21 protein-coding genes are annotated in these 25,081 nt (G+C 73.3%); 11 read left to right on the plus strand and 10 right to left on the minus strand.

Going from position 1 to position 25,081, the window contains the following annotated elements; all coding sequences use genetic code 11:
• The first annotated feature begins 721 nt into the window (after positions 1-721).
• The 3 genes from QC282_RS11275 (at position 722) to QC282_RS11285 (ending at position 4,872) form a co-directional block, all read left to right on the plus strand.
• Positions 722-1,666, plus strand: coding sequence for an SCO0930 family lipoprotein (locus tag QC282_RS11275; RefSeq protein ID WP_279549132.1), 945 nt, complete (start codon positions 722-724; stop codon positions 1,664-1,666).
• Positions 1,667-1,921: 255 nt separating this feature from the next.
• Positions 1,922-2,734 (plus strand): SAM-dependent methyltransferase, encoded by an 813-nt coding sequence (locus tag QC282_RS11280; protein ID WP_279549133.1) that lies wholly within the window; start codon positions 1,922-1,924, stop codon positions 2,732-2,734.
• On the plus strand, positions 2,731-4,872 hold the full coding sequence (locus tag QC282_RS11285; RefSeq protein WP_279549134.1) for a bifunctional diguanylate cyclase/phosphodiesterase: 2,142 nt from the start codon (positions 2,731-2,733) through the stop codon (positions 4,870-4,872). The genes QC282_RS11280 and QC282_RS11285 overlap by 4 nt, the downstream gene beginning before the upstream one ends.
• A 97-nt stretch (positions 4,873-4,969) precedes the next feature.
• Here the strand turns inward: QC282_RS11285 and QC282_RS11290 are convergent, their stop codons facing one another.
• Positions 4,970-5,854: a LysR family transcriptional regulator gene (locus QC282_RS11290; RefSeq protein ID WP_279549135.1), complete on the minus strand. Its 885-nt coding sequence runs from the start codon at positions 5,852-5,854 to the stop codon at positions 4,970-4,972.
• A gap of 119 nt (positions 5,855-5,973) precedes the next feature.
• Between QC282_RS11290 and QC282_RS11295 the strand changes: the two genes are divergently transcribed.
• The 5 genes from QC282_RS11295 (at position 5,974) to QC282_RS11315 (ending at position 11,672) form a co-directional block, all read left to right on the plus strand.
• A complete protein-coding gene (locus QC282_RS11295) occupies positions 5,974-6,645 on the plus strand; it encodes a succinate dehydrogenase (RefSeq protein ID WP_279549136.1) in 672 nt (223 codons plus the stop codon).
• A 1-nt stretch (position 6,646) separates the two neighbouring features.
• Entirely contained in the window at positions 6,647-8,596 is a 1,950-nt protein-coding gene (locus tag QC282_RS11300; protein ID WP_279549137.1) for a fumarate reductase/succinate dehydrogenase flavoprotein subunit, read from the plus strand.
• Positions 8,593-9,342: a succinate dehydrogenase/fumarate reductase iron-sulfur subunit gene (locus QC282_RS11305; protein WP_279549138.1), complete on the plus strand. Its 750-nt coding sequence runs from the start codon at positions 8,593-8,595 to the stop codon at positions 9,340-9,342. Before QC282_RS11300 ends, QC282_RS11305 begins: the two co-directional genes overlap by 4 nt.
• A 339-nt stretch (positions 9,343-9,681) precedes the next feature.
• A complete protein-coding gene (locus tag QC282_RS11310) occupies positions 9,682-10,455 on the plus strand; it encodes a GNAT family N-acetyltransferase (RefSeq protein WP_279549139.1) in 774 nt (257 codons plus the stop codon).
• A 416-nt stretch (positions 10,456-10,871) separates the two neighbouring features.
• On the plus strand, positions 10,872-11,672 hold the full coding sequence (locus QC282_RS11315) for a lysophospholipid acyltransferase family protein (RefSeq protein WP_279549280.1): 801 nt from the start codon (positions 10,872-10,874) through the stop codon (positions 11,670-11,672).
• On the opposite strand, the gene QC282_RS11320 is transcribed toward QC282_RS11315, so the two are convergent.
• Positions 11,629-13,968 (minus strand): excinuclease ABC subunit UvrA, encoded by a 2,340-nt coding sequence (locus tag QC282_RS11320; protein WP_279549140.1) that lies wholly within the window; start codon positions 13,966-13,968, stop codon positions 11,629-11,631. The genes QC282_RS11315 and QC282_RS11320 overlap by 44 nt on opposite strands.
• A 205-nt stretch (positions 13,969-14,173) precedes the next feature.
• Here QC282_RS11320 and QC282_RS11325 point away from each other — a divergent pair, with 205 nt between their 5' ends.
• The gene (locus tag QC282_RS11325; protein ID WP_279549141.1) at positions 14,174-15,490 is read left to right on the plus strand and encodes a phytase; all 1,317 of its coding nucleotides are present in this window, start codon (positions 14,174-14,176) and stop codon (positions 15,488-15,490) included.
• Between the two features lie 47 nt (positions 15,491-15,537).
• Here the strand turns inward: QC282_RS11325 and QC282_RS11330 are convergent, their stop codons facing one another.
• The 3 genes from QC282_RS11330 to rpmF are packed head-to-tail and all read right to left on the minus strand — an operon-like array spanning position 15,538 to position 17,939.
• A complete protein-coding gene (locus QC282_RS11330) occupies positions 15,538-16,536 on the minus strand; it encodes an LLM class flavin-dependent oxidoreductase (protein WP_279549142.1) in 999 nt (332 codons plus the stop codon).
• A gap of 49 nt (positions 16,537-16,585) precedes the next feature.
• Positions 16,586-17,764, minus strand: a complete 1,179-nt coding sequence (locus tag QC282_RS11335) for a GTP-binding protein (protein ID WP_279549143.1) — start codon at positions 17,762-17,764, stop codon at positions 16,586-16,588.
• Between the two features lie 4 nt (positions 17,765-17,768).
• Positions 17,769-17,939: a 50S ribosomal protein L32 gene (gene rpmF / locus QC282_RS11340; protein WP_279549144.1), complete on the minus strand. Its 171-nt coding sequence runs from the start codon at positions 17,937-17,939 to the stop codon at positions 17,769-17,771.
• Positions 17,940-18,163: 224 nt separating this feature from the next.
• Here rpmF and QC282_RS11345 point away from each other — a divergent pair, with 224 nt between their 5' ends.
• The gene (locus tag QC282_RS11345) at positions 18,164-18,655 is read left to right on the plus strand and encodes a hypothetical protein (RefSeq protein ID WP_279549145.1); all 492 of its coding nucleotides are present in this window, start codon (positions 18,164-18,166) and stop codon (positions 18,653-18,655) included.
• Between the two features lie 63 nt (positions 18,656-18,718).
• Here QC282_RS11345 and QC282_RS11350 read toward each other — a convergent pair whose 3' ends face one another.
• Positions 18,719-18,934 carry a dodecin gene (locus QC282_RS11350; protein WP_279549146.1) on the minus strand — a complete coding sequence of 72 codons (216 nt, stop codon included), beginning with the start codon at positions 18,932-18,934 and terminating at the stop codon, positions 18,719-18,721.
• Between the two features lie 223 nt (positions 18,935-19,157).
• On the opposite strand from QC282_RS11350, the gene QC282_RS11355 reads away from it, so the two are divergent.
• Entirely contained in the window at positions 19,158-20,417 is a 1,260-nt protein-coding gene (locus QC282_RS11355) for an extracellular solute-binding protein (RefSeq protein ID WP_279549147.1), read from the plus strand.
• Positions 20,418-20,438: 21 nt separating this feature from the next.
• Here QC282_RS11355 and egtD read toward each other — a convergent pair whose 3' ends face one another.
• From egtD to egtA, 4 genes are read right to left on the minus strand one after another with little or no spacing between them, the layout of a single operon-like run.
• Positions 20,439-21,401 (minus strand): L-histidine N(alpha)-methyltransferase, encoded by a 963-nt coding sequence (gene egtD / locus QC282_RS11360; RefSeq protein WP_279549148.1) that lies wholly within the window; start codon positions 21,399-21,401, stop codon positions 20,439-20,441.
• Positions 21,398-22,225: an ergothioneine biosynthesis protein EgtC gene (gene egtC / locus QC282_RS11365; RefSeq protein ID WP_279549149.1), complete on the minus strand. Its 828-nt coding sequence runs from the start codon at positions 22,223-22,225 to the stop codon at positions 21,398-21,400. The genes egtD and egtC overlap by 4 nt, the downstream gene beginning before the upstream one ends.
• Positions 22,225-23,565 carry an ergothioneine biosynthesis protein EgtB gene (egtB, locus tag QC282_RS11370; protein WP_279549150.1) on the minus strand — a complete coding sequence of 447 codons (1,341 nt, stop codon included), beginning with the start codon at positions 23,563-23,565 and terminating at the stop codon, positions 22,225-22,227. The genes egtC and egtB overlap by 1 nt, the downstream gene beginning before the upstream one ends.
• Positions 23,562-24,920, minus strand: coding sequence for an ergothioneine biosynthesis glutamate--cysteine ligase EgtA (gene egtA, locus QC282_RS11375; RefSeq protein WP_279549151.1), 1,359 nt, complete (start codon positions 24,918-24,920; stop codon positions 23,562-23,564). Before egtA ends, egtB begins: the two co-directional genes overlap by 4 nt.
• Between the last annotated feature and the right edge of the window lie 161 nt (positions 24,921-25,081).

Genomic DNA, 25,081 nt, shown 5'->3' on the forward strand with positions numbered 1-25,081 from the left:
ACCGGCGTGTGAGCGAACGCGCCGACCGCGCGCCCGGCCGCCGTTGGCCGTTGTGGTCCGGTGGTTCGCCGTGGTCGTGGTGGTCGGTGGTTGTGGTCCGGTGGTCCGGTGGTCCGGTGGTCCGCCGGGGGGGGTGTGGCCGGGGGGGGGGGGGGGCGGCGTCGGTGGGGGCTTCGGCGGCTGTGGCGGTGGCGGTGGTGACGGAGGAGGTGTGGGGGTGGGCGTGGGCGTGGGTGTCGGCTCGGGGGGCGGCGTGGGGGTGTGGCACGGCGGGAACGTGGGCCAGGAGCCGCTCCCGGCGCCCGCCACCGCCGTCGTGCCGCCCGGTCCCGTGGACGCGAAGGCGCACGCGTCGGCGACCGCCACGCCGGCCGGTGCGCCGACGAGCGACCACACCAGTGCCATCAGGGCCAACGCCCTTGCCGCCCAGGCGGGTTGGAGCGGTTCGGGTTCTCGCACGACGGAGAGCATGATCAGCGGCGGGGCACTCCACGCCGCCGCGCCCGGGGATTGCCCCGAAGGGGTGACGGGCACCTCGTGGCGTGTTGACCGCGGCGGCTCGGGGCGCGGGCCGTGACCGTCGTACGGCGCGTGCCGCGGCCCTTCCCGTTACAGAAAAACGCGGACGGATTGAACGCGACCGGCACCGGCATGCGTACCCCCTGCCGTGCGGCGGCGCAGCAGGGCGCTGCAACACCTTGACTGATGTGGGGAGTTCAAGATGAAGACCTCCTGGCGGAGCGCCTCACTCGTGGCGGGCGCCGCGGCGGTGCTGGCGCTGACGACGGCGTGCGGTCAGGAAACCGGTGGTTCCGCAAGCAGTCAGAACGTCGGCGCCACGGCGTCGCCCGGCGACTACGGCAGCGTCGGCGCCGGTGAGGACCCCGGTGGCCCGGCCGGCGGCGAGCAGGCCGCCCCGAGCCCGACCGGGGCCCCCGCGGGCGAGCTGTCCGTCGCCGCCGTCGCCGGACTCGGCAAGGTGATGACCGACGGCGTCGGCCTGACCCTGTACCGGTTCGACCAGGACACGGCCCAGCCGCCGGTGTCGAACTGCGAGGGCGACTGCGCCGAGACGTGGCCCCCGGTGCCCGCGGACGACGCCGGGGCCGGTGAGGGCATCGACAAGGCGCTGCTCGGCGAGATCACCCGCTCCGACGGCAGCAAGCAGCTGACCGTCGGCGGCCGGCCGGCGTACCGCTACGTGAAGGACGTCAACGCCGGTGACGTGAAGGGGCAGGGCGTCGGCGGCAAGTGGTTCGCGCTGGCCCCCGACGGCAAGAAGGCGCGGTCGGCCGGGCTGCCCGGGCTGTCCACCCGTGAGGACCCCGAGCTCGGCGAGATCGTCGTCGACGGCAACGGCATGACCGTCTACCGCTTCATGAAGGACGAAGCCTGGCCGAAACCCGTCTCCGCGTGCACCGGCGCGTGCCTGGACAAGTGGCCGGTCGTGGCCCCCGTGGCCGCCGATGACACCAAGGGCGTCGAGCAGAAGGGCCTGATGAGCTTCACCCGCCCGGACGGCGCGAAACAGCAGACGGTCGACTGCTGGCCGATCTACACCTTCGCCGGCGACGAGAAGCCGGGAGACATCAACGGCCAGGGCGTCGGCGGCACCTGGTACGCCGTCTCTCCCGACGGAAAACCGGTCGGCGCGCTCAAGAAGTAGTCGAACGGCACCACATTCCGGTACGTCCCTTCCGCGTTGTGTGGAAGGGGCGTACCGGTTTGCGCGCTCACGGATGCGATACGGGGCGGCTACTTCTCGTAGTGTTTTCGAACGGGAGGCGCCCGGCGGCCATTTGGCACGTGCCGCAGGCAGTGACCGGGAACGGATGGTCAATTTCCGTTTCAGCTCGCTCCTTTGGCGGGCGATCAGTAGCCTCAGCTCGAACACCGGATCGCCAAGCCCCTGGAGAGGTAGATGGAGCGTCCCGCCTGGGCCCCACGGAGCATCGACATCTCGGTGCCGAGCGTTTCCCGGATCTACGACTACTACCTGGGCGGTTCGCACAACTTCGAGGTCGACAGGGAAGCGGCCCGCAAGGCCATGGAGTTCATGCCGGGACTTCCCAAGATCATGCAGGCGAACCGGGCGTTCATGCGCCGCGCGGTCCGTTTCGCCGTCGACGGGGGAATCACCCAGTTCCTGGACATCGGGTCCGGTATCCCCACCTTCGGAAGCGTGCACGAGGTGGCGCAGGCCGCCGACCCCGAGGCGCGCGTCGTGTACGTGGACCACGACCCGGTGGCGGTGGCGCACAGCCAGGCGGTACTGGCGGACAACGAGGGCACGGACGTGGTCGCGGCCGACCTCCGCAAGCCCTACGAGATCCTGTCCAGCCCAGAGTTCGGGCGGCTCATCGACCCGAACCGGCCGGTGGCGGTGCTTCTCGTTGCCATACTGCACTTCGTGGAAGACGCGGACGACCCGTACGGTGCGGTGGCGCAGTTGCGCGACGCGCTCGCGCCCGGCAGCCTGCTCGTCCTCACGCACGCCTCGTACGAGGGAGTCCCGCTGCCGCCCGAGCGGGCCGGAGGCATGGTGAGCGTGTACGAGGACATCCGCAACCCGCTGATCATGCGCCCGCGCGAGGAGATCGCGCGGTTCTTCGAGGGGTACGACATGGTGGAACCCGGACTGGTGCCGATGCCGCACTGGCGGCCCGACACCTCGCCGGAGGACGAGGACCCGTACGCCTTCTCGGGCTTCGCGGGCGTGGGGCGGCGGGCGTGAGCGCGGAAACGGAGCCGGACGGGCCGGAGGACAGACTGCGCCGGTTCGCGACGATCTGGAGCCGGGCCGTGTTCCCGGTGACCTCGACGTCGTCGACCCGGCCGGAGTTCGAGCAGCAACTGTTACCGCTCGCCAGGCGGTTGAGCGAGGCCCTCAGGTCGCGCGTCTTCGACGCCGCCGAGGGCAGGGCCGTGGGCGCCGGACTGGTCGAGGCGCACTGCACCGACCCCGAGGCGCTCAGCCGCACACTGGACTGCGTCGACGCCTACCTGGTGCTGTACTGCGGCCAGGACGGCGACCAGGAGGACCTGCGGGCGCGTTCGGCGCGGCTCCAGCACGCCATGGCCGCGGGATTCGCCGAGGCCCTGCGGGAGCGGACGCTGTCGGAGCAGGAGGCCATCGCGCAGGCCGCGCTGCTGGCGCAGGGCGTCGTGGCCCAGGCGCTGCACGCCAGCGAGGCCCGCTTCCGCGCCGTCTTCGAGGGCGCCGCCATAGGAATCGGCATCGCCGACCTGGACGGCACGGTGCTCCAGGTCAACGGCGCGCTGGTGCGCATGTTCGGCGTGTCCGACCAGTCCCTGCGCGGCCAGCGGGTCGTCGACTGGTCCCACCCCGAGGACGCGCCCCACATCTGGCGGCTGTACGACGAGCTGATCCGCGGCGAGCGTGAGCACTACCACGTCGAAAAGGCCTTCTACCGCCCGGACGGCACGGTCCTGTGGACCAACCTGACCGTGTCCCTGCTGCGCGACGCGGACGGCGCACCGCAGTACCAGCTCGCCCTCATGGAGGACACCACCGAGCGGCGGCTGCTCAACCTGCGGCTGCGCTACGAGGCCACGCACGACGCGCTCACCGGCCTGCCCAACCGCACCTTCTTCTTCGAGCGGCTGGAGAAGGCCCTCAACGCGGGCGAGGGACAGCGCTTCGGGCTGTGCTACCTCGACCTGGACGGTTTCAAGACGATCAACGACAGCCTCGGCCACGCGGCCGGCGACCGGCTGCTCGTGGAGGTCGCCGACCGGCTGCAGGCCTGCGCGACCGCGCCCGGCGAGATGGTGGCCCGGCTCGGCGGCGACGAGTTCGTGGCGCTGACCACCGGCCCCGACACCCAGACCGAGGTCGACGAGCTCGCCGACCGCATCATGAACGCGCTGCTCGCCCCGGTCAGCGTCGACGGCCGGGAGCTGACCGTGCGCGGCAGCATCGGCATAGTCGAGGGCCCGGCCGGTGAGCGCAGTCCCGCGGAGGTGCTGCGCAGCGCCGACATCACCATGTACCGGGCGAAGTCGGCGGGCGGCAACCGCTACGAGCTCGCCGACCCGGAGGCGGACGCCCGCGCCATCACCCGGCACGGGCTCACCACGGCCCTGCCGGCCGCCCTGGAGCGCGGCGAGTTCTTCATCGAGTACCAGCCGCTGGTGCGCCTCGGCGACGGCAGCGTGCGCGGCGCGGAGGCCCTGGTGCGCTGGCTGCACCCGCAGCACGGTGTGCTGGGCCCGGACCGGTTCATCCCGCTCGCCGAGCACACCGGGCTGATCGTGCCGCTCGGCCGCTGGGTGCTGGAACAGTCGGTGCGCCAGGCCCGCAGCTGGCGGGAGAAGCACGCCGACGCGGGACCGATGCGCATCAACGTCAACCTCTCGCCGTGCCAGCTCACTCATCCCGGCCTCGTCCAGGACACCGTCGACATCCTGGAGCGCGCGGGCGTCGGGCCCGACGCGCTGTGCCTGGAGGTGACGGAGTCGGCGCTGATCGGAGCGGACGACGACCTGCTGAAGCCGCTGCGCCGGCTCGCGGAGATGGGCGTCGACATCGCGCTGGACGACTTCGGCACGGGCTACTCCAACCTCGCGAACCTGCGCCGTCTGCCGGTGAGCGTCCTCAAGCTCGACCGCTCGTTCACCCAGAGCATGCAGCAGTTCCCGGCCGACCCCGTCGACCTGAAGATCGTCGAGGGCATCGTCTCCCTCGCCCACAGCCTGGACCTCGCGGTCACGGTCGAGGGCGTGGAGACCGGCGCCCAGGCCGAACAGCTCCGCATACTGGGCTGCGACACGGCCCAGGGCTGGTACTACGCCCGGCCGGGCCCGCCGGAACGCCTGCACGAACTGGCCCTGGTGGACGCGACGGGCTGACGGCAAGCGCCCCGCAGGGGCGCGGGGAACCGTGCGAGCGACCGGGCACGACCCGCGCCCCGAGACGACGGGGCCCCCACCGGTGGGGCACCGCAGGTCACCTTTCGAACAGCATCCGCTGCAGCTCCCGCGCGGCCCGGGGCGGAGCCACGTCGCTGCGGTGCGCCAGCGCGATCGTGCGGTGCAGTCCGGGCCGGGCCAACGCGGTGACCCGCAGCCCGCGCCCGGCCCGCGTCGCCACCATGCGCGGCACGACGGCCACCCCGAGCCCGGCCCGCACGAACTCCAGCACCGCGTCCATCTCGCCGCCCTCCACCGCGAAGTCCGGCTCGAAGCCCTCCGCGCGGCACGCCGCCACGGTCAGCTCACGCAGGTCGTAGCCGTGCCGGAACATCACCAGACGTTCGCCCTCCAGGTCGGCGATCCGCACCGCCCGCCGCCCGCCGCCCGGCCGGGGCGCCTCGGGCGACGACACCACCACCAGGTCCTCGCGCAGCAGCTCCACCGTCGTCAGCGCGGGTGACGGGGTCGGCAGCGGCAGCACCACCAGCGCCAGATCGAGCGCGCCACGGGCCAGTTCCCGTACGAGGTCGTGGGAGCCGCCCTCCTCGATCAGCAGCCGCACGCCGGGGTACCGGTCGTGGAAGGCGCGCAGCACGTCCGGCAGCAGGCCCGTGCACAGGCTCGGTGTCGCGCCCAGCCGGACCCGGCCGCGCCGCAGCTGCGCCAGCTCCAGCACCTCGTGCCGCGCCGTGTCCGCGTCGGCGAGGATCCGCCGGGCCAGCGGCAGCAGCGCCTCGCCCGCGTCGGTCAGCGTGATGTTGCCGCGCGCCCGCAGGAACAGGTCCGCGCCGAGTTCCCGCTCCAGCGCCTTGATCTGCTGGGACAGCGACGGCTGCGCGACATGGACCAGTTCGGCGGCCCGGGTGAAGTGCCGGGTCTCGGCGACGGCCACGAAGTACTGGAGCTGATGGAACTGCACCCTGGCATCATAGGCACGCCCTATCGAATCAAGGCCGACCATGTCTTGGACCGATGCGGTAGGAGCCGCCTACCTTCTGTGACATGGCGATGGCAACGCGGACGGACCGACGGCCGTCCATGGCACGCACCGTGTGGGACTCGACCGTCGGCAAGAAGGCAGTGATGGCGGTCAGTGGCCTGATCATGCTGTCCTACCTGGTCGTCCACATGATCGGAAACCTGAAGATCTTCTTCGGGCCCGGCGAGTTCAACCACTACGCCCACTGGCTGCGCACCCTGGGCGAGCCGTTCATGCACTACGGCTGGACGCTGTGGCTGATCCGCGTCGTCCTGGTCGCCGCCGTCGTCGCGCACGCCGTGTCCGCGTACCAGCTCAGCCGCCGCGACATCAGGGCCCGGCCCGGCAAGTACGTCCACAAGAGGCCCCGGGCGAGCTACGCGACGCGCACCATGCGCTGGGGCGGGATCATCCTCGGCCTGTACGTCGTCTGGCACATCCTGGACCTGACCACCGGCACCGTGCACTCCGGCGGCTTCGAGTCCGGCAAGCCCTACCAGAACGTCGTGGACACCTTCTCCACCTGGTACGGCAACGTCATCTACATCGTCGCGACGCTCGCCCTCGGCCTGCACGTCCGGCACGGATTCTGGAGCGCCGCCCAGACCCTCGGCGTCGGCAGCCGCACCCGCGACCGCGCCCTGAAGGCCGCCGCCGACGTCCTCGCGCTGCTGCTCACGGCCGGCTTCGTCGCCGTGCCCGTGGCCGTCATGACCGGAGTGGTGAGCTGACATGAGCGACTACGTGAACTACCGCACGGGCGAGCCGATCGCCGACACCAAGGCCCCGGCCGGCCCGGTCCACGAGCGCTGGGACAAGCGCCGCTTCGAGGCCAGGCTGGTCAACCCCGCCAACCGGCGGGGGCACACCGTCATCGTCGTCGGCACGGGCCTGGCCGGCGCCTCGGCGGGCGCCACACTCGCCGAACAGGGCTACCACGTCGTCCAGTTCTGCTACCAGGACTCGCCGCGCCGCGCCCACTCCATCGCCGCGCAAGGAGGCATCAACGCCGCGAAGAACTACCGCAACGACGGCGACTCCGTCCACCGCCTCTTCTACGACACGGTCAAGGGCGGCGACTTCCGGGCCCGCGAGTCCAACGTGCACCGGCTCGCCCAGATCTCCGTGGAGATCATCGACCAGTGCGTGGCGCAGGGCGTGCCGTTCGCCCGCGAGTACGGCGGCCTGCTCGACACCCGCTCCTTCGGCGGCGTCCAGGTGTCGCGGACCTTCTACGCCCGCGGTCAGACGGGGCAGCAGCTCCTGCTCGGCGCCTACCAGGCGCTGTCCCGGCAGATCGCCGCCGGCAACATCGAGATGCACCCGCGCACCGAGATGCTCGACCTGATCGTCGTCGACGGCCGGGCCCGCGGCATCGTCGCCCGCGACCTGATCACCGGCAGGATCTCCACGTACTACGCGGACGCCGTGGTGCTGGCGTCCGGCGGCTACGGCAACGTCTTCTACCTGTCGACGAACGCCATGAACTCCAACGCCACCGCCGTCTGGCGGGCGCACCGGCGCGGAGCCCTGTTCGCCAACCCCTGTTTCACGCAGATCCACCCCACGTGCATCCCGCGCACCGGCGACCACCAGTCGAAGCTGACGCTGATGAGCGAGTCACTGCGCAACGACGGCCGGATCTGGGTGCCGAAGGCCAAGGGCGACACCCGGCCGCCGCACGAGATCCCCGAGGACGAGCGCGACTACTACCTGGAGCGCGCCTACCCGTCCTTCGGCAACCTCGTGCCCCGCGACATCGCCTCCCGCGCCGCGAAGAACGTCTGCGACGAGGGCCGCGGCGTCGGCCCCGGCGGGCAGGGCGTCTACCTGGACTTCGCCGACGCGATCCGGCGCATGGGCCGCAAGGCCGTGGAGGCCAGGTACGGCAACCTCTTCGACATGTACCAGCGGATCACCGACGAGGACCCGTACCGGGTGCCGATGCGGATCTACCCCGCCGTGCACTACACGATGGGCGGCCTGTGGGTCGACTACGACCTGCAGACCACCGTCCCCGGCCTGTTCGCGATCGGCGAGGCCAACTTCTCCGACCACGGCGCGAACCGCCTCGGCGCCTCCGCCCTCATGCAGGGCCTCGCCGACGGCTACTTCGTGCTGCCGGCCACCATCAACGACTACCTCGCCCGCACCCCGCGCGGCACCGGAGTCGGCGACGACCACCCCGTCGTCCAGGAGGTGCTGGCCGAGACCGAGGACCGCCTCAACCTGCTGCTGGCCGTCGACGGCGACCGCACCCCGGACTCCTTCCACCGCGAACTAGGCGAGCTGATGTGGGAGTTCTGCGGCATGGCCCGCACCGACTCCGGACTGCGCAAGGCCCTGGAACGCATCCCGCAGATCCGCGAGGAGTTCTGGCGGCGCATCAAGGTGCCCGGCACCGGCGAGGAGTTCAACCAGTCCCTGGAGAAGGCCAACCGCATCGTGGACTACCTGGAGCTCGCCGAGCTGATGTGCCTCGACGCGCTGCACCGCACCGAGTCCTGCGGCGGCCACTTCCGGGAGGAGTCGCAGACCCCGGACGGCGAGGCCGCCCGCAAGGACGACGAGTTCGCGTACGCGGCCGCCTGGGAGTTCACCGGCACCGGCGAAGCGCCCGTCCTGCACAAGGAAGACCTGGTCTTCGAGTACGTCCACCCCACCCAGCGGAGCTACGCATGAGGCTCACCCTGCGCGTCTGGCGGCAGCAGAACGCCGACGCCGAAGGCACCATGTCCACGTACGAGGTGGACGGCATCTCGCCGGACATGTCCTTCCTCGAAATGCTGGACACCCTCAACGAGGAGCTCATCCTCAAGGGCGAGGACCCGGTCGCCTTCGACCACGACTGCCGCGAGGGCATCTGCGGCGCCTGCTCGCTCGTCATCAACGGCGACGCGCACGGCCCGGAGCGCACCACCACCTGCCAGCTGCACATGCGGTCCTTCAAGGACGGCGACACCATCGACATCGAGCCGTGGCGGGCATCGGCCTTCCCGGTCGTGAAGGACCTGGTCGTGGACCGGTCGGCCTTCGACCGCATCATCCAGGCCGGCGGCTACATCACCGCACCCACCGGTGCCGCGCCCGAGGCCCACGCCACGCCCGTGCCCAAGCCGGACGCCGACTTCGCGTTCGAGCACGCCGAGTGCATCGGCTGCGGCGCCTGCGTCGCGGCCTGCCCCAACGGCGCCGCGATGCTGTTCACTTCCGCGAAGGTCAACCATCTCAACGTGCTGCCGCAGGGCGCGCCCGAGCGGGAGACCCGCGTACTGGACATGGTGGCGCAGATGGACGACGAGGGCTTCGGCGGCTGCACCCTGACCGGGGAGTGCGCCACCGCCTGCCCGAAGGGCATCCCGCTCACCTCCATCACGGGCATGAACAAGGAGTGGCTGCGCGCGACCCGCAAGGTGGCCAGGCGGTAGGCGCGCGGCCGGAAGACGTTCGCCGACAGGGTGCGGACGGGCGGGACCGGGAGTGGTGCTCAAACCCGGTCCCGCCAAGTACTCCGCCGCGCACGGCAGTCGGCGGCGCAGCCGGCGGCCCGCAGCGCGCGGGCCGGGCCCCGGCGAGCCGGCGCGGCGGGCCGTGAACGGCTGGTCCGGCGCGGGTCGCGGCCCGCGCCGTTCAACATCCCCACATTCCCCCTCCTGGCGCATGTCACGTGCACGCCAACCGGGATCGGAAGAACAGGACCGGCAGGCCGAATACCACCGGCCCTGCCCTCTGCCGCCGCCGAACCCGGCCCGTACCAGGAGAGAGCCATGACCGGCGTCACCACGCTCGACCGCCCCCCGCAGCCCGCGGCACCCACCCGCTACACCGTCACCCTCGCCCGCGACGAGGAGGACGTGCGCGCGGCCCAGCGGCTGCGGCACGACGTCTTCGCCGGGGAGATGGGCGCCCTGCTGGTCACAGCGGAGCCCGGCCACGACGCCGACGCCTTCGACGCGTACTGCGACCACCTGCTCGTGCGGGACACGGTGACCGGCCAGGTCGTCGGAACGTACCGGCTGCTGCCGCCCGAGCGGGCCGCGATCGCCGGGCGGCTGTACTCCGAGAGCGAGTTCGACGTCCGCGCGCTGGACGCGATCCGCCCCGGGCTCGTCGAGGTCGGCCGCTCCTGCGTCCACCCCGACCACCGGGACGGCGCGGTCATCGGGCTGATCTGGGCCGGGATCGCCCGCTACATGGTCGACCGGGGGCACGAGTGGCTCGCGGGCTGCTGCTCGGTCCCGCTCAGCGACGGCGGCGCCCTCGCCTCCGCCACCTGGGACCGGGTGCGCGCCAAGCACCTCGCGCCGCAGGAGTACCGCGTCCGTCCGCTGCTGCCCTGGACGCCGGGCGAGTCCGCCGCGCCCGCCGCGGGCGCCGACCTCCCGGCGCTGCTGCGCGGCTATCTCCGCCTCGGCGCCTGGGTCTGCGGGGAGCCCGCCCACGACCCGGACTTCGGGGTGGCCGACCTGTACGTGCTGCTGTCGATGCGACGGGTGAACCCGCGCTACCTGAAGCACTTCCTGTCGCTGGTGCCGGCGTGACGACCGCGGTCGGAACGGAGCCGGGCGGCGCGGCAAGCGCGGTGACCGGCAGGGATGCGGCGGTCGGCCGCGGGGCGGCTACTGCCGTGGCCGGTACGGGCGTGGCGGTCGGCCGCGGGGCGGGGAGTGCCGTGGCCGGTACGGGCGTGGCGGTCGGCGTCGGGGCGGCTAGTGCCGTGGCCGGAACCGCGGCGACGGTCGACGGCGGCACGCGCGTGCCCGGCGGCACCGGCCCGGCAGGCACAGGCCCTGTCGGTGCCGACGGCACGACCGCCGGACGTGCGGCCACCGACCCCGTGGGCGTGGTCCCCGGGAGCGTGGTCCCCACCGCTGACGGTGCCGCTCCGCACGCCGGGAGCGACCTTCCCGCGGGCTCCGCCTGGCTGCCGTCCGCGCCTTGCACGCCCGCCGCCTGCGTGCGGGCGGACGCGGCCCCCGGTGCGGCGGCGCCGCGCGCGGCGCTGCGGATCGCGGCACTCGTGGCGCTGCTGCTCACCGGGATCGCCCTGTCGCCGCTCGCCCGGCGCCTCCCGGCCGGGCTCGTCCGGCGCTGGTGCCGCCTGCTCGTGCGGGCCGCCGGTGTCCGGATGCGCGTCACGGGCGCGGCCGTGCCCGACGGCGGTGTCCTGCTGGTCGCCAACCACATCTCGTGGCTGGACGTCCCGCTGCTCGCCGCGGTGCGTCCGGCCCGGACGCTCGCGAAGAAGGAGATCGGCGAGTGGCCGGTGGCCGGCCCGGTGGCCGCGCGGGGCGCCGTCTTCATCGACCGCGACCGGCTGCGCGCGCTGCCGGACACGGTGGCCCACCTGGCGTCCGTCCTGCGCTCGGGCGCCGCGCTCGCGGTGTTCCCCGAGGGCAGCACCTGGTGCGGCCGGGCGCAGGGCACCTTCCGCCGCGCGGCCTTCCAGGCCGCCCTGGACGCGGGCGTCCCCGTCCAGCCGGTCCGCATCCGCTACCGCCGCCCCGACGGCGGCCCCACCACCGCCCCCGCCTTCGTCGGCGAGGACACCCTGCTCGCCTCCGTGTGGCGGGTGACGACGGCCCGGGCCCTCGTCGCGGAGGTGGAGATCCGGGACGCGATCCGCCCCGGCGCCCACGAGGACCGCCGTGCCCTGGCGTCGGCGGCCGAGCGGTCGGTGCTGCGGGACCCGGCGCGAGTGCCCCGCCCCGCGCTCAGGAGGGCCGGCGCAACGCCCGTGCCAGATACGGCGCCGTAACGCTGCCCTTCGCCCGCGCCACCTCGGCCGGAGTCCCCGCCGCCACGACGCGTCCGCCCGCGTCGCCGCCGCCCGGACCCAGGTCGAGGATCCAGTCGGCGGTCGCGGCGACGGACATGTCGTGTTCCACGACGACCACCGTGTGACCGGCGTCGACCAGGCCGTGCAGGCGGGCCATCAGGACCTCGGTGTCGGCCGGGTGCAGGCCGGTCGTCGGCTCGTCCAGGACGTACAGGGTGTGGCCGCGCCGGACCCGCTGCAACTCGCTCGCCAGCTTGATGCGCTGGGCCTCCCCGCCGGACAGCTCGGTCGCGGGCTGGCCGAGCCGCAGGTAGCCGAGGCCGACGTCCAGCAGCGTGCGCAGGCTGCGCGCGACGGCCGGGGTGCCGGCGAAGAAGTCCGCCGCCGACTCGACCGTGAGGTCCAGGACCTCGGCGATGTTCCGGCCCCGGTACGTCACTTCCAGCGTCTCGGGGCGGTAGCGGGCCCCGCCGCAGTCCGGGCACGGCGCGTACGTGCTCGGCAGGAACAGCAGCTCCACGCTGACGAAACCCTCGCCCTGGCAGGTATCGCACCGCCCGCCCGCCACGTTGAAGGAGAACCGGCCGACGCCGTAACCCCGCTCGCGGGCGCCGTCGGTGGCCGCGAACACCTTGCGGACCACGTCGAACAGACCCGTGTACGTGGCCAGGTTGGAGCGCGGCGTGCGGCCGATCGGCTTCTGGTCGACGGACACCAGACGGTCCACGCCCGGCAGGTCCCCGGTGAGTTCGCCGATCAGCGTCGACTTGCCCGACCCCGACACCCCGGTCACCACCGTCAGCACCCCGAGCGGGAACCCGGCCGTCACCCCGCGCAGGTTGTGCCGCGTGACCGGCCCGACCGCCAACCGGCCGCGCGGCGAACGGACTTCGCGCACCGGCGCCGGTGAGCCGCCGAACAGATGGCGTGCCGTCGCCGACTCCTCGTTCCCGGCCAGCTCCGCCACAGGGCCGCTGTGCAGCACCCGTCCGCCGTGCTCCCCGGCGCCGGGGCCCACGTCCACGAGCCAGTCGGCGCCGCGCACCACGTCCAGGTGGTGCTCGACCACGAACACCGAGTTGCCCGCCGCCTTCAGCCGCTCCAGCACCGTCCGCAACGCCTCCGTGTCCGCCGGGTGCAGCCCCGCGGACGGCTCGTCCAGGACGTACACCACCCCGAACAGCCCGGAGCGCAACTGCGTCGCCAGCCGCAGGCGTTGCAGCTCGCCCGCCGACAGCGTGGGCGTGGCGCGGTCCAGGCTCAGATAGCCCAGGCCGAGTTCGACGACCGGGGCGATACGGGACCTGAGATCGTCGGTGAGGACGCGGGCGGTCTCCGTGCGGCCGTCGAGGACGCCGGCCAGCGCGGTGAGCGGCAGCGCCGCCAGCTCGGCGATCGTACGGCCCGCGAACGTCACCGCCAGCGCCTCCGGACGCAGCCGGCTGCCCCCGCAGGCGGAGCACGGCTCGCTCCGCAGGAACCGCTCCGCCTTCGCCCGCAGCGTCGCGCTCCTGGAGTCCGCGAACGTCTTCATCACGTACCGCCGGGCGCTCATGTACGTGCCCTGATACGGCCGTTGGATGCGGTCCGCGTCCCGCACCGGATGGACCGTGACGACCGGCTGCTCGTCCGTGAACAGGATCCACTCCCGTTCACCGGCGGGCAGTTCGCGCCAGGGCCGGTCCACGTCGTACCCGAGCGCGTCCAGGATGTCCCGCAGGTTCTTGCCCTGCCAGGCGCCCGGCCACGCGGCGATCGCGCCCTCGCGGATCGACAGCGAAGGATCGGGAACCAGCGACTCCTCCGTCGTGCGGTGCACCCGCCCCAGGCCGTGGCACTCCGGGCAGGCGCCCGCCGCCGTGTTCGGGGAGAACGCGTCGGAGTCGAGCCGCTCGGCGCCGGGCGGGTAGTCGCCCGCGCGGGAGAACAGCATCCGCAGCGAGTTCGACAGGTTGGTGACCGTACCTACGGACGACCGCGACGTCGGCGCCGCGCGCCGCTGCTGGAGCGAGACCGCGGGCGGCAGCCCGGTGATCTCACCCACCCTGGGCGCCCCGACCTGGTGGATCAGCCGGCGCGCGTACGGCGCCACCGACTCGAAGTAGCGCCGCTGCGCCTCCGCGTAGATCGTGCCGAACGCCAGCGACGACTTGCCCGAGCCGGACACGCCCGTGAACACCGCGATCACGTCCCGGGGAATGTCGACGTCCACACCTTTGAGGTTGTGCTCGCGGGCGCCGCGGACGCGGACGTACGGGTCGTGCGGGGAATGCATACGAGTGCTCCGGGAAAGCGGCGGGACGGCGGTCGGACGGGGTGGCGGCGGCCGGACGGGGTGGCGGCCGGGCGGGCAAACCCCGCGATTCTATGCGAACGGGACGGGGGTCCCGAGGGGCCATGAGGAGTTCACGACTCCGTCGGTTCGCCTCCATCGGCCACCCCTAACCTCTCGCGCGACCACCCCCCTACCGAGGAGTATCGTGAGCGCTTCCGCTCTGACCGCTCTCACCGCCGCGTTCTTGCTGGTCGCCCCGGCCGCGGCGCAGCAGCCGGGGTCCGTGCCCGCGCGGGCCGAGACGCCCGCCGTCCACGACGACGAGGCGGGCGGCAACGCCGACGCCGACGACCCCGCCGTCTGGGTCGACCCCGGCAACCCGGCGCGCAGCATCGTCATCGGCACCCTGAAGGAGGCCGGCCTCGACGTCTACGGCCTCGACGGGCGCCGCGTCCAGCACATCGCCGCGCCCGCCGCACCCGGCGAGGACGCCGCTCCCGGCCGGTTCAACAACGTCGACGTCGTCTACGGCTTCGAGCTCAACGGCCGCCGCACCGACCTGGTCGTCGTCAGCGACCGCGGCCGGGACCGCATCCGCACGTACGCCGTCGACCCCGCCGCCGTCGCGGCCGGCCGCCCGCCGCTGAGGGACGTCACGGCCGCCGACGCCGCGCCGGTCTTCGCGGCGCACGAGGCCGAGGTCGACGACCAGCACACCGCGTACGGCCTGGCCGCCTACCGTGATGACGACGACGCCTACGTCGTCGTGTCGCAGCGCTCGGAGACCCGTGTGCGGCTGCTCCGGCTGGAGGACCGCGGCGGCCGGGTCGGCTACCGCACCGAGGACACGCTCGCCCTGCCGTCCGCCTTCCGGCTGCCGAACGGCACCGACTGGACGCCGTGCGCCGACCCCGGCGAGGGCCCGCAGGTCGAGGGCATGGCCGTCGACCAGGAGGAGCACGTCCTGTACGCCGCGCAGGAGGACGTCGGCCTGTGGCGCGTCGACCTGGACGACGCGGAGTTCGGGACCCCGCGCATCGTCGACCGGGTCCGCGAGTACGGCACCCCGTGGACCTACGACGCGGAAGAGGAGGAGTGCGTCCTCGACACCGCCCATGACCCCGGCTTCGGCGGTGAGCACCTGAGCGCCGACGCCGAGGGCGCCGCCGTCTACCACGCCGCCGACGGCACCGGCTACGTCCTCGCCTCCAGCCAGGGCGACAACACCTTCACCGTCTACGAGCGCGACGGCGGCAACGCCTACGTCGGCTCCTTCGCCGTCACCGACAGCGCCGCCACCGACGGTGTGCAGCACTCCGACGGCTCCACCGTGGTCAACGTCCCGCTCGGCACGCGGTACCCGAAGGGGCTGCTCGTCACCCACGACGGCGAGGCCACGCCCGCCGACGGCGACCGGGAGGGCACCAACTTCAAGCTGGTCCGCTGGGACGCGGTCGCCGGTGCCTTCCCCCGGCCGCTGACGGTCGACACCACCTCGTTCGACCCGCGCGACGCGGACTGACCCGGCCGCCCGCCCGGCGCGCCCTCCGGCGTGCCGGGCGGGACCTCTCAGCCCCGCACCAGGGTGGCGAGCCGCCGGTAGGAGTCCAGCAGCGCGGCCCGGTCGTAGGTGCTGGTGGTGACGAGCACCTCCTGTGCGCCCGTCTCCTTCAGCACAGCCTCCAGCTCGTGCGCCACCTGCTCCTCGGTGCCCGCGATGTGCCCGGCGAGACCCGCCTCGTACAGACCGCGTTCCCTGGCGGTCATCGCCGACGCCTCGACCCGCTCGGCGGGCGGCAGCGGCGGGAACGTGCCGTGGGTGCGGGAGTACGCCATCGACCAGGCCTCGGGGATCAGCAGCCGTCGCGCCTCCTCGGGCGTGCCCGCGACCGCGACCGTCCCGGAGATCACCACGTACGGCTCGCTCGCCCACGCCGAGGGCCGGAAGGCCGCGCGGTAGTGGTCGACGCCGCGCCGCATCTTCTCCCGGTTCCTGAGGTCGCCGATCACCAGGGGCAGGCCGGCGCGGGCCGCGATGCCGGCGCCCTCGCCCATGGCCAGCACGAACGGCGGCACGGTGAGCCCTTCGGCGGGCCGCGCGCGGACGCCCGTCGGGGAGGTGCCGCGGAACCAGCCGAGCAGATCGGCCAGTTGGGTCTCGAAGTCGCCGGCGTCGTCCTTGCCCCGTCCGAGCGCCTTGCGCACCCCGTCGGTGAAGCCGACCGACCGTCCGAGGCCCATGTCGACGCGCCCGGGGAAGAGGGACTCCAGTACCCCGAACTGCTCGGCGACGACCAGCGGTTGGTGGTTGGGCAGCATCACTCCGCCGGTGCCGACCCGGATGGTGCCGGTGGCGGAGGCGACGGCGGCGGCCAGCACGGTCGGCGCGGAACCGGCGACGCCGGGCACCCCGTGGTGCTCCGACACCCAGAAACGGTGGTAGCCGAGCCGCTCCGCCTCCCGGGCCAGCGCCACGGTGTCGCGCAGCGCCTCGGCGCCGGTGTGGCCCTCGCGGGTGCGGGAACGGTCGAGGACGGAGAAGCGGGTCGCGGCGATCACGGAACTCACACCGGGTTCAACACCGGGCGCCGCGCCGCATTCCCGCCCTCACCGGCCGTCACCGCGCGGGTACCGACAGCTCCGCGGCGTGTTCGTGCTCGCAGGTGTCGTCGACGCCGTAGGTGTCCCAGGCCGGGAACGGGTCCGTCGGCGGCAGGGGCTCACCGGGCGCCATCAGGCAGGCCGTCAGCGCGGCGTGCAGCGCCTCGGCCTCCAGGCCGGTCCCGATGAACACCAGCTCCTGCGCGTACGGGGCGTCGCTGTCGCGGGCGGCGGAGGGCTCGAAGCGGGCCACGGAACCGGCCTGCGACCACAGTCCCGTCACGCGCGGCCGGGACGCCAGGGTGAAGAAGCCCTTGGAGCGGAGGATCCGCCCGTACGTCCCGCCGTCCAGTCCCTCGGTGACGAAGGACCACAACCGCCCGGGATGGAAGGGCCGTTCGGACCGGAACACGGTGGAGGAGATGCCGTACTCCTCCGTCTCCGGGACGTGGTCGCCGTTCAGCTCGCGCACCCAGCCGGGCGCCTGCTGGGCGCGGTCAAGGTCGAACAGGCCGGTGCCGAGCACCTGGTGGAGATCGACCCGGCCGTGCACGGCCGGCACGATCCGGGCGAGCGGGTTGAGGCGGCGCAGCGCCGACCGCAGCCGCCCGGCCGCCGTGTCGTCCACGAGGTCGAGCTTGTTGAGCACCAGGACGTCGGCGAACTCGACCTGGTCCACGAGGAGATCGCAGACCGTGCGCTCGTCGTCCTCGAACGGGGCGAGGCCGCGCTCGGCGAGGTCGTCGCCGCTGTCGAGTTCGGTCAGGAAGTTCGCGGCGTCCACGACCGTGACCATGGTGTCCAGGCGGGCCACGTCCCCGAGGGTGGCCCCGTCGTCGCGGGCGAAGGCGAAGGTGGCGGCCACCGGCATCGGCTCGGAGATTCCCGAGCTTTCGATGAGGAGGTGGTCGAACCGTCCCTCGCGGGCGAGCCGGTCGACCTCCTCCAGCAGGTCGTCGCGCAGCGTGCAGCAGATGCAGCCGTTGGTCAGCTCGACCAGCCGCTCCTCGGTCCGGGACAGGGCCGCCTCGCCGCCGCGCACCAGGGAGGCGTCGATGTTGACCTCGCTCATGTCGTTGACGACGACGGCCACCCGCAGGCCGCCGCGCCCGGACAGGACGTGGTTGAGCAGCGTGGTCTTGCCCGCGCCGAGAAACCCGGACAGCACGGTGACGGGCAGTCGGTCGTGCGTCACCGGATCAGCCCTCGGGGCGCAGCAGCCCGCGCTCGTAGGCCTTGACGAGGTGCTGCGGTACGAGGTGCCGGACGCCGTCGACGGTGACCGGGACCAGGGCCGGCGTGGCGGCCTTCCACTGGGCGCGGCGGTGACGGGTGTTGCTGCGGGACATCTTCCGCTTGGGGACGGCCATGGATTCCTCCTCGGTGGACGGACACGGTGCGGGGCATCACGCACGAGCACCGAGGACGCTACATGAAAATGGATCCCATTAACAATTGCGGACGAGGCTGTTGCGTAGCGGGGACATGGTGCGACGTGCCGGAGGCCGCACCGGGCAGGGCTGTCCCGAACGTGCCGCACGCGCGTGGGCCGAGGGGCCGGGTGGCCCGCGTCGCGGCTGTTTAGGGTGACGGTGTGAACGACAGCAGCAAGCGCCCGATCGCCGTTTTCGACCTCGACAACACCCTCGCCGACACCGCGCACCGGCAGAGGTTCCTGGAGCGCAAGCCGCGCGACTGGGACGCCTTCTTCGCGGCCGCGCCCCACGATCCGCCGCTGCCGCAGGGCGTCGCGATGGCGCGCGAGAGCGCCGAGGAGTGCGAGGTGGTCTATCTGACCGGACGGCCCGAGCGCTGCCGGCGGGACACGCTCGACTGGCTCGCCGCCCAGGGGCTGCCCGAGGGCCGGGTCCACATGCGGCGCGACAACGACCGCAGGCCGGCCCGGCGCACCAAGCTGGAGATCCTGCGCCGGCTGGCCCGGACCCGGGAGGTCCGGGTCCTCGTGGACGACGACGAACTGGTGTGCGCGGACGCCGAGCAGGCGGGCTTCACCGTCGTACGGGCGCGCTGGGCCACCCCGTCCGACGAGCTGAAGGTGGCGCAGGAGCGCGAGGGGCGGACCTGAGGCCCGGCCGCCCCGGGGCGGGAGCCGGGCCGAGACCCCGACCGGGCCCCGGCCGGCGGTGGGTCACTCCGAGTCCTCCAGGCGGAAGCCGACCTTGAGGCCCACCTGCCAGTGCGCGATGGCGCCGTTCTCGATCTGGCCCCGGACCTGGGTCACCTCGAACCAGTCGAGGTTGCGCAGCGTCCGCGACGCGCGGGAGATGCCGTTGTTGATCGCCTGGTCGACGCCGTCGGGCGAGGTGCCGACGATCTCCGTGACCCGGTAGGTGTGGTTGGACATGCGGGTGTTCCTCTCGCGGTGACGACGGTGCGGCGTGTGTCGCGCGTCACTCCACGGTGCCCCAAGCTGCGGCGGAGCGCGAGGCGTCGCACGTCCGGGCGGGCGACACTTGACCGTCGCATTGGTCCATACCAAAATCCCGCACACGCCCGTACGAGCAGCCCGCTCGTCCCCCCACGCCGGGTCTCCCAGCCCTGTCCCGCAAGACAGAACAGGACCCCTCGTGAGACGTCGCCTCCTCGCCCTCGCCTGTGTCACGGCCTCCCTGCTCAGCGGCTGCGGCATGCTGCCCGGCGGGGAGGGCGACAGGCACACCGTCACCGTCTGGCTGATGAAGGACAGCGCCTCCCAGGAGTTCCTGGACCGCTTCACCGAGGACTTCGAACGCGCCCACCCCGACATCGACCTCGACATCCGCATCCAGCAGTGGACCGGCATCGGCGAGAAGGTGCACGCCGCCCTCGCCGCCGACGGCACCAGCGGCCCGGACGTCATCGAGGTCGGCAACACCCAGGTCCCGCAGTACGTGGAGGGCGACGGACTGCTCGACCTCACCCTGGAGTCGATGCGCGACTGGGGAAACCGGGACTGGCTGCCCGGCCTCGCCGAACCCGGCCAGCGCTCCTCCCAGCAGTACGGCATCCCCTGGTACGCGGCCAACCGCGTCGTCATCTACCGCAAGGACCTCTTCGAGGAGGCCGGCGTCACCGCGCCGCCGAAGACCCGCGAGGAGTGGATCACCGCCACCGAACGGCTGAACTCCGACGGCCGGCAGGGCATCTACCTCGCCGGCCAGGACTGGTACACGCTCGCCGGGTTCATCTGGGACGAGGGCGGCGACCTCGCCGTGGAGAACGGCGGGACCTGGCGGGGCGCCCTCGACAGCGCGGCTGCCCTGCGCGGCATGGACTTCTACCGCCGGCTCCAGGCCCTCGGCGAGGGACCGGCCGGCGCCGACGAGGAACACCCGCCGCAGGCCGGCGTCTTCGCCGAGGGCGAGGTCGCCCAGATCGTCGCCGTCCCCGGTCTCGCCCGGGCCATCGTGCGGCAGAACCCCGACCTGGAGGGCCGCCTCGGCTTCTTCCCGGTGCCCGGCAAGACCGCCGCCGAGCCCGGCGCCGTCTTCACCGGCGGCTCCGACCTCGTCGTACCGGCGAACACCGACGAGCGCGAGCGCGCCGTCGAGGTCGTCGGCGCGCTCGCCGGCGCCAAGTGGAACGCCGAACTCGCCCGCACCATGAACTACGTCCCCAACAAGACGACCCTCGCGAAGGCCGTCGCGGGGGAGGAGGGGGTCGCCGCCATGGCGGCCGGAGCCGCGCAGGGCAGGGCGACCCCCTCCACACCGGAATGGGCGGACGTGGAGGCGGACAACCCCATCAAGGCGTACATGACGAAGGTGCTCACCGGGGCCGACCCGGAGACCGAGGCCCGCCGGGCCTCCCGCCGGATCACCGAACTCCTCAGCCCCAGGATCGGCTGACCGCCCGCCGCCGCGGCATGCTCAGCGCGCCACGCTCAGCGACAGCGCGAAGCGTCCCGCGGCGTCCGTCCACCAGTGCGCCAGATCCAGGCCGGCCGCCGCGAGTTCGGCGCGCACACCCTCCTTGCGGAACTTCGCCGACACCTCGGTGCGCAGCTCCTCGCCCGCCGCGAAGTCGACGGCGAGGTCCAGCGCGGGCACCTTCACCGTCTGCGCCGCACGCGACCTGAGCCGCATCTCGATCCACTCGTGCCCGGCGTCCCACAGCGCGACATGCTCGAAGGCGTCCGCGCGGAAGTCGGCGCCCAGCTCGCGGTTGACCACGGACAGCACGTTCTTGTTGAACGCGGCCGTCACGCCCGCCGCGTCGTCGTACGCCGCGACCAGCACCTCCTCGTCCTTGACGAGGTCCGTGCCGAGCAGCAGGGCGTCGCCCGGCGTGAGCAGGGCGCGCACCGACGCCAGGAACGCGGCCCGCTCGCCGGGCAGCAGGTTGCCGATCGTGCCGCCCAGGAACGCCACCAGCCGGGGCCCCGGCGTCCCGGGCAGCGTCAGGGCGGCGGTGAAGTCGGCGATCAGGGCGTGCACGTTCAGCCCGGCCCGCTCCGCGACCAGCGCCTGCCCGGCCAGGGTGAGCGCGCTCTCGCTGACGTCGACGGGCACGTACGTGTGCAGCCCGGCGAGGGCGTCCAGCAGGTGCCGTGTCTTCTCCGAGGAACCGGAGCCCAGCTCGATCAGCGTGCGGGCGCCGGTCGCCGCGGCGATCTCGCCCGAGCGGTCGACGAGGATCTCGCGCTCGGCACGCGTGGGGTAGTACTCCGGCAGTTCGGTGATCCGCTCGAACAGCTCGCTGCCGTGCGCGTCGTAGAACCACTTCGGCGGCAGCGTCTTGCGGGTGGCGGTCAGGCCCTGGAGGACGTCGGCGCGCAGCGCGGCCTCCGTGGCGTCCTCGGGCAGCGTGCGGGTGAGAAGGAACGGGCTCACGTACGGGGCTCCTTCGGCGATGGGGTTCCTCCCGCCCGCGCGGCGTCGGGCGCGGGGGAGGGGGCCGAGGCGTCGCTCGGCTCCTTGAGCGGGCTGAGCAGCACATCGGTGCGGCTCGCCAGAAGCAGGGTGCGGTCGGGGACCTCCACCCAGCGCGGATCGTCGTCGTGGGGCTCGGAGGCCACGACCGTGTCCGGGCCGGTCCCCGAGCGGTACCAGAGCGTGTCGCCCCAGGCGGTCGCGGCGATCGTCGCGCCGTCGGTCAGCAGCAGGTTGAGCCGGGACGCCGGGGACGCCGCGGCGACCTCCGTGACCGTGCCGGCCAGCGCCCGCCCCGGGTCGTCACCGCTCCGCAGCCGGGCCAGCACCAGCGCCCACACGAACGCCGAGTCGTTGCGGGCCTCCAGCTGCAGTACGTCGACCGGGGACAGCGTCGGCACGAGCGGCGCGAGCGAGTCCGGCCAGCCCGCCACCGCGCCGTTGTGACTGAACAGCCAGGGACCGTCCGCGAACGGCGCGGCGGCGGCCTCCGCGTCGGCCCCGGACAGCGTCGCGTCCCGCACCGCGGCGAGCAGCGCGGTGCTGCCGACGACCCGCGCGAGGTCGGCGAAGGACCGGTCCGCCCAGATCGGCCCGGCGCGCCGGTACCGGGCGGGCACCGGGTCGCCCTCCGCGTACCAGCCGACGCCGAAACCGTCGGCGTTGACCGTCCCGTGGCGCTGCCGGCGCGGCGCCCAGGACTGCCGGTACAGGGCGTGCGGCGGCTCCACGAGGAGCCGGCCGAGCGGCAGCGCGGGCCCGAGATACGCCACGTGGCGGCACATCAGGCGCCCTCCGAACGGGCCGTGCGGAACCCGGCGAAGATCTGCCGCCGGATCGGATAGTCCCAGTTGCGGAACGTGCCCCGGCAGGCCACCGCGTCCACGGCGAACGAACCACCGCGCAGCACCTTGTACTCGGGGCCGAAGAACACCTCCGAGTACTCCTTGTACGGGAACGCCCGGAAACCGGGATACGGCAGGAAGTCGCTCGCCGTCCACTCCCACACGTCGCCAATCAACTGCCGCACACCGAGCGGCGATTGGCCCTCGGGGTAACTCCCGGCGGGCGCCGGACGCAGATGCCGCTGGCCCAGGTTCGCGTGCTGGGGCCCCGGGTCCGCGTCGCCCCACGGATAGCGCGTCGAGCGGTCCCGGGCCGGATCGTGCCGGGCGGCCTTCTCCCACTCGGCCTCGGTGGGCAGCCGCCGCCCCGCCCAGCGGGCGTACGCGTCGGCCTCGTACCAGCACACGTGCAGCACCGGCTCGTCCGGCGGTACGACCTCGGTGACGCCGAAGCGGCGCCTGAGCCACTGCCCGCCGTCCCGGCGCCAGAACAGCGGTGCCGTGACGGAGTGCCCGCGGATGTGCGCCCAGCCCGCCGCCGTCCACCAGCGCGGGTCGTCGTAGCCGCCGTCCTCGATGAACGCCTGGTAGGCGGCGTTCGTCACCGGGGTGGTGTCGATCCGGAAGGGCGGCACCTCGCGCCGGTGCGCGGGGCGTTCGTTGTCCAGTGCCCACGGCTCGGTGGAGGTGCCCATCGTGAACGGGCCGCCGGGCACCAGGACTTCGGCCGGGCCGGTGAACAGCGGCACCGGGTCCGGGTCGGGCGCGGTCAGGGCCCGCGGTCCCGTGCGGAGTTGATGGGTGATCAGCATCGTTTCGTCGTGCTGCTGTTCGTGCTGCGCGACCATCCCGAAGGCGAAACCGGCCTCGGTCAGCCGCGTCCCGTGGAAAGCGGTGCTCTCCAGCACGTCCAGGACCCGGCCGCGCACCTCCGAGGCGTACGCGCGGGCCTCGGCGGGCGGCAGCAGCGGCAGCGAGGGACGCTCGGCACGGGGGTGCTCGAAGGCGTCGTACAGGCCGTCGATCTCGGGCCGCATCGCGTCCCGCCCCGCGACGGCCCGCAGCAGCCACTGCTCCTCCTGGTTGCCGATGTGGGCGAGGTCCCACACCAGCGGGGACATCAGCGGCGAGTGCTGCGCGGTCAGGTCCGGGTCCTCCACACAGCTGGTCAGCAGCGTGGTGCGGTCGCGTGCGGTGACGAGCGAACCGAGCGCGCGCTCCCGCAGCGTCTCGGTGTCGGTCTCCGTGCCGGTCGCGGTCCCGGTCGTGGGCTCGGTCATGAGCGGACGTCCTTCCGGTTCTTCCCGTGCTGCCCGCCGGGCCCGTGGTGCCCGTCCGTCCCCCGAACGGGGACCTCCGTGGCGCGCAGCCGGTCGAGCACGTCGTCGGCGGGGCAGCGGCCCCGGGCGACATGGCGGTCCAGGTACGCGGCGACGGCGCCGGCGACCTCCGCGGTGGCGCCGATCCGGGGCAGCGCCTCCAGCGCCGCCGTGAAGCAGGCGACGGCGACCTCGCGCAACTCGCCGTCGGCCAGGCCGTGCCGGGCCGCGGCGAGCCACAGCGGGTTGTGCGGCGCGGGCAGCGTCAGTGCGCGTTCGGCCAGCGGCTTCACGGCCCGGTAGGCGGTCTCGGCGGCCTCCGGGTCGTCGAACAGCGCCGTCGTCACGGCGAGCGGCACGATCCAGCCGTCCTCGCCCGGCTGCGCGTCGATCATCCGCAGTTCCAGATGGCCGCGCGGTCTGACCGGCGGGAACAGGGTCGTGAGGTGGTAGTCGAGATCCTCCCGGGTCGGTGGCCGCGGCGCCCTGGAGCGGGCCCACTTCCGGAAGGTGAGCCCGTCCGGCACGTCCCAGGGCCCGTTGTCCCGCCGTACGCACATCACCGGCGCGTCAAGGACGTGCCGTGTCCAGGCGGCGCGCGGGTCCGCGTCCAGCCTGGGGCCGCCGGCCCGGCCGGTGCCGATCTGCGTCCAGCGCAGCTGCCGGGTGGACAGCCAGCCGGTCGGACGCCCGTCCGCCAGCGGGGAGTTCGCGAACGCGGCCACCAGGACCGCGCCCAGATGGTGGGCGAGCCACCAGCGCCGCACATGGCCGAGGGTGCCGGGCTCCTCGTATCCCGCGTCCAGGCAGACCTGCACCGACGCCGAGGTGCACATCATGGCGCGGCCGGCCGGGCCGGTGCGGTCGAGGCAGGCCTCCATCGCGTCGTAGCGCGGCTGGCGCAGGAATCTGCGGGGGCTCTGCCAGGGGTCGTGGCCGATGCCGACGAGGCCGAGCCCGTCCCGGCGCAGGGCCGCGCGGACGGCGTCGAGATCGGCGGAGACGGTGCGGACGCACTCCATGAGGGAGGCGGCGGGCGGCGAGCTGAGTTCCAGCTGGCCGCCGGGTTCCACGGTGAGCGCGGACCGCAGGGGCACGGTCCGCAGTGCGGCGTAGGCCGCTTCGAGTCGTTCGGGTGCCACGGGGAGCCGTGGCCGGTGCAGTTCGCGGACGAGCCATTCCACTTCCACCCCGAGGGTGCGGGGTGGTCCGGTCTTGAAGCAGATGCCCCTGACCAGGGCCTCCACCTCTGCCTCCGTGACGGGGGTACGGGGCTCCGTACAGTCACCCGCCGCGGTCGTAGACGATTCGGACATGCCTGGATCCTCCTGAGATACCACCATGCCACCGACCCGGTCCTCTGGCCCGGGCGGACATCACCCGTCCCACCCAAGACGCTCCCGGCGCTTCACACAAGGGTGCGATCCGGGACGTTCCGGGGCGGTCGTCTTCGTCGTCCGGCCGTTTCCAGCGGCTT

Origin of the sequence: Streptomyces sp. DH24, assembly GCF_029813775.1 — a bacterium.
In the GTDB taxonomy this organism is placed as follows: domain Bacteria; phylum Actinomycetota; class Actinomycetes; order Streptomycetales; family Streptomycetaceae; genus Streptomyces.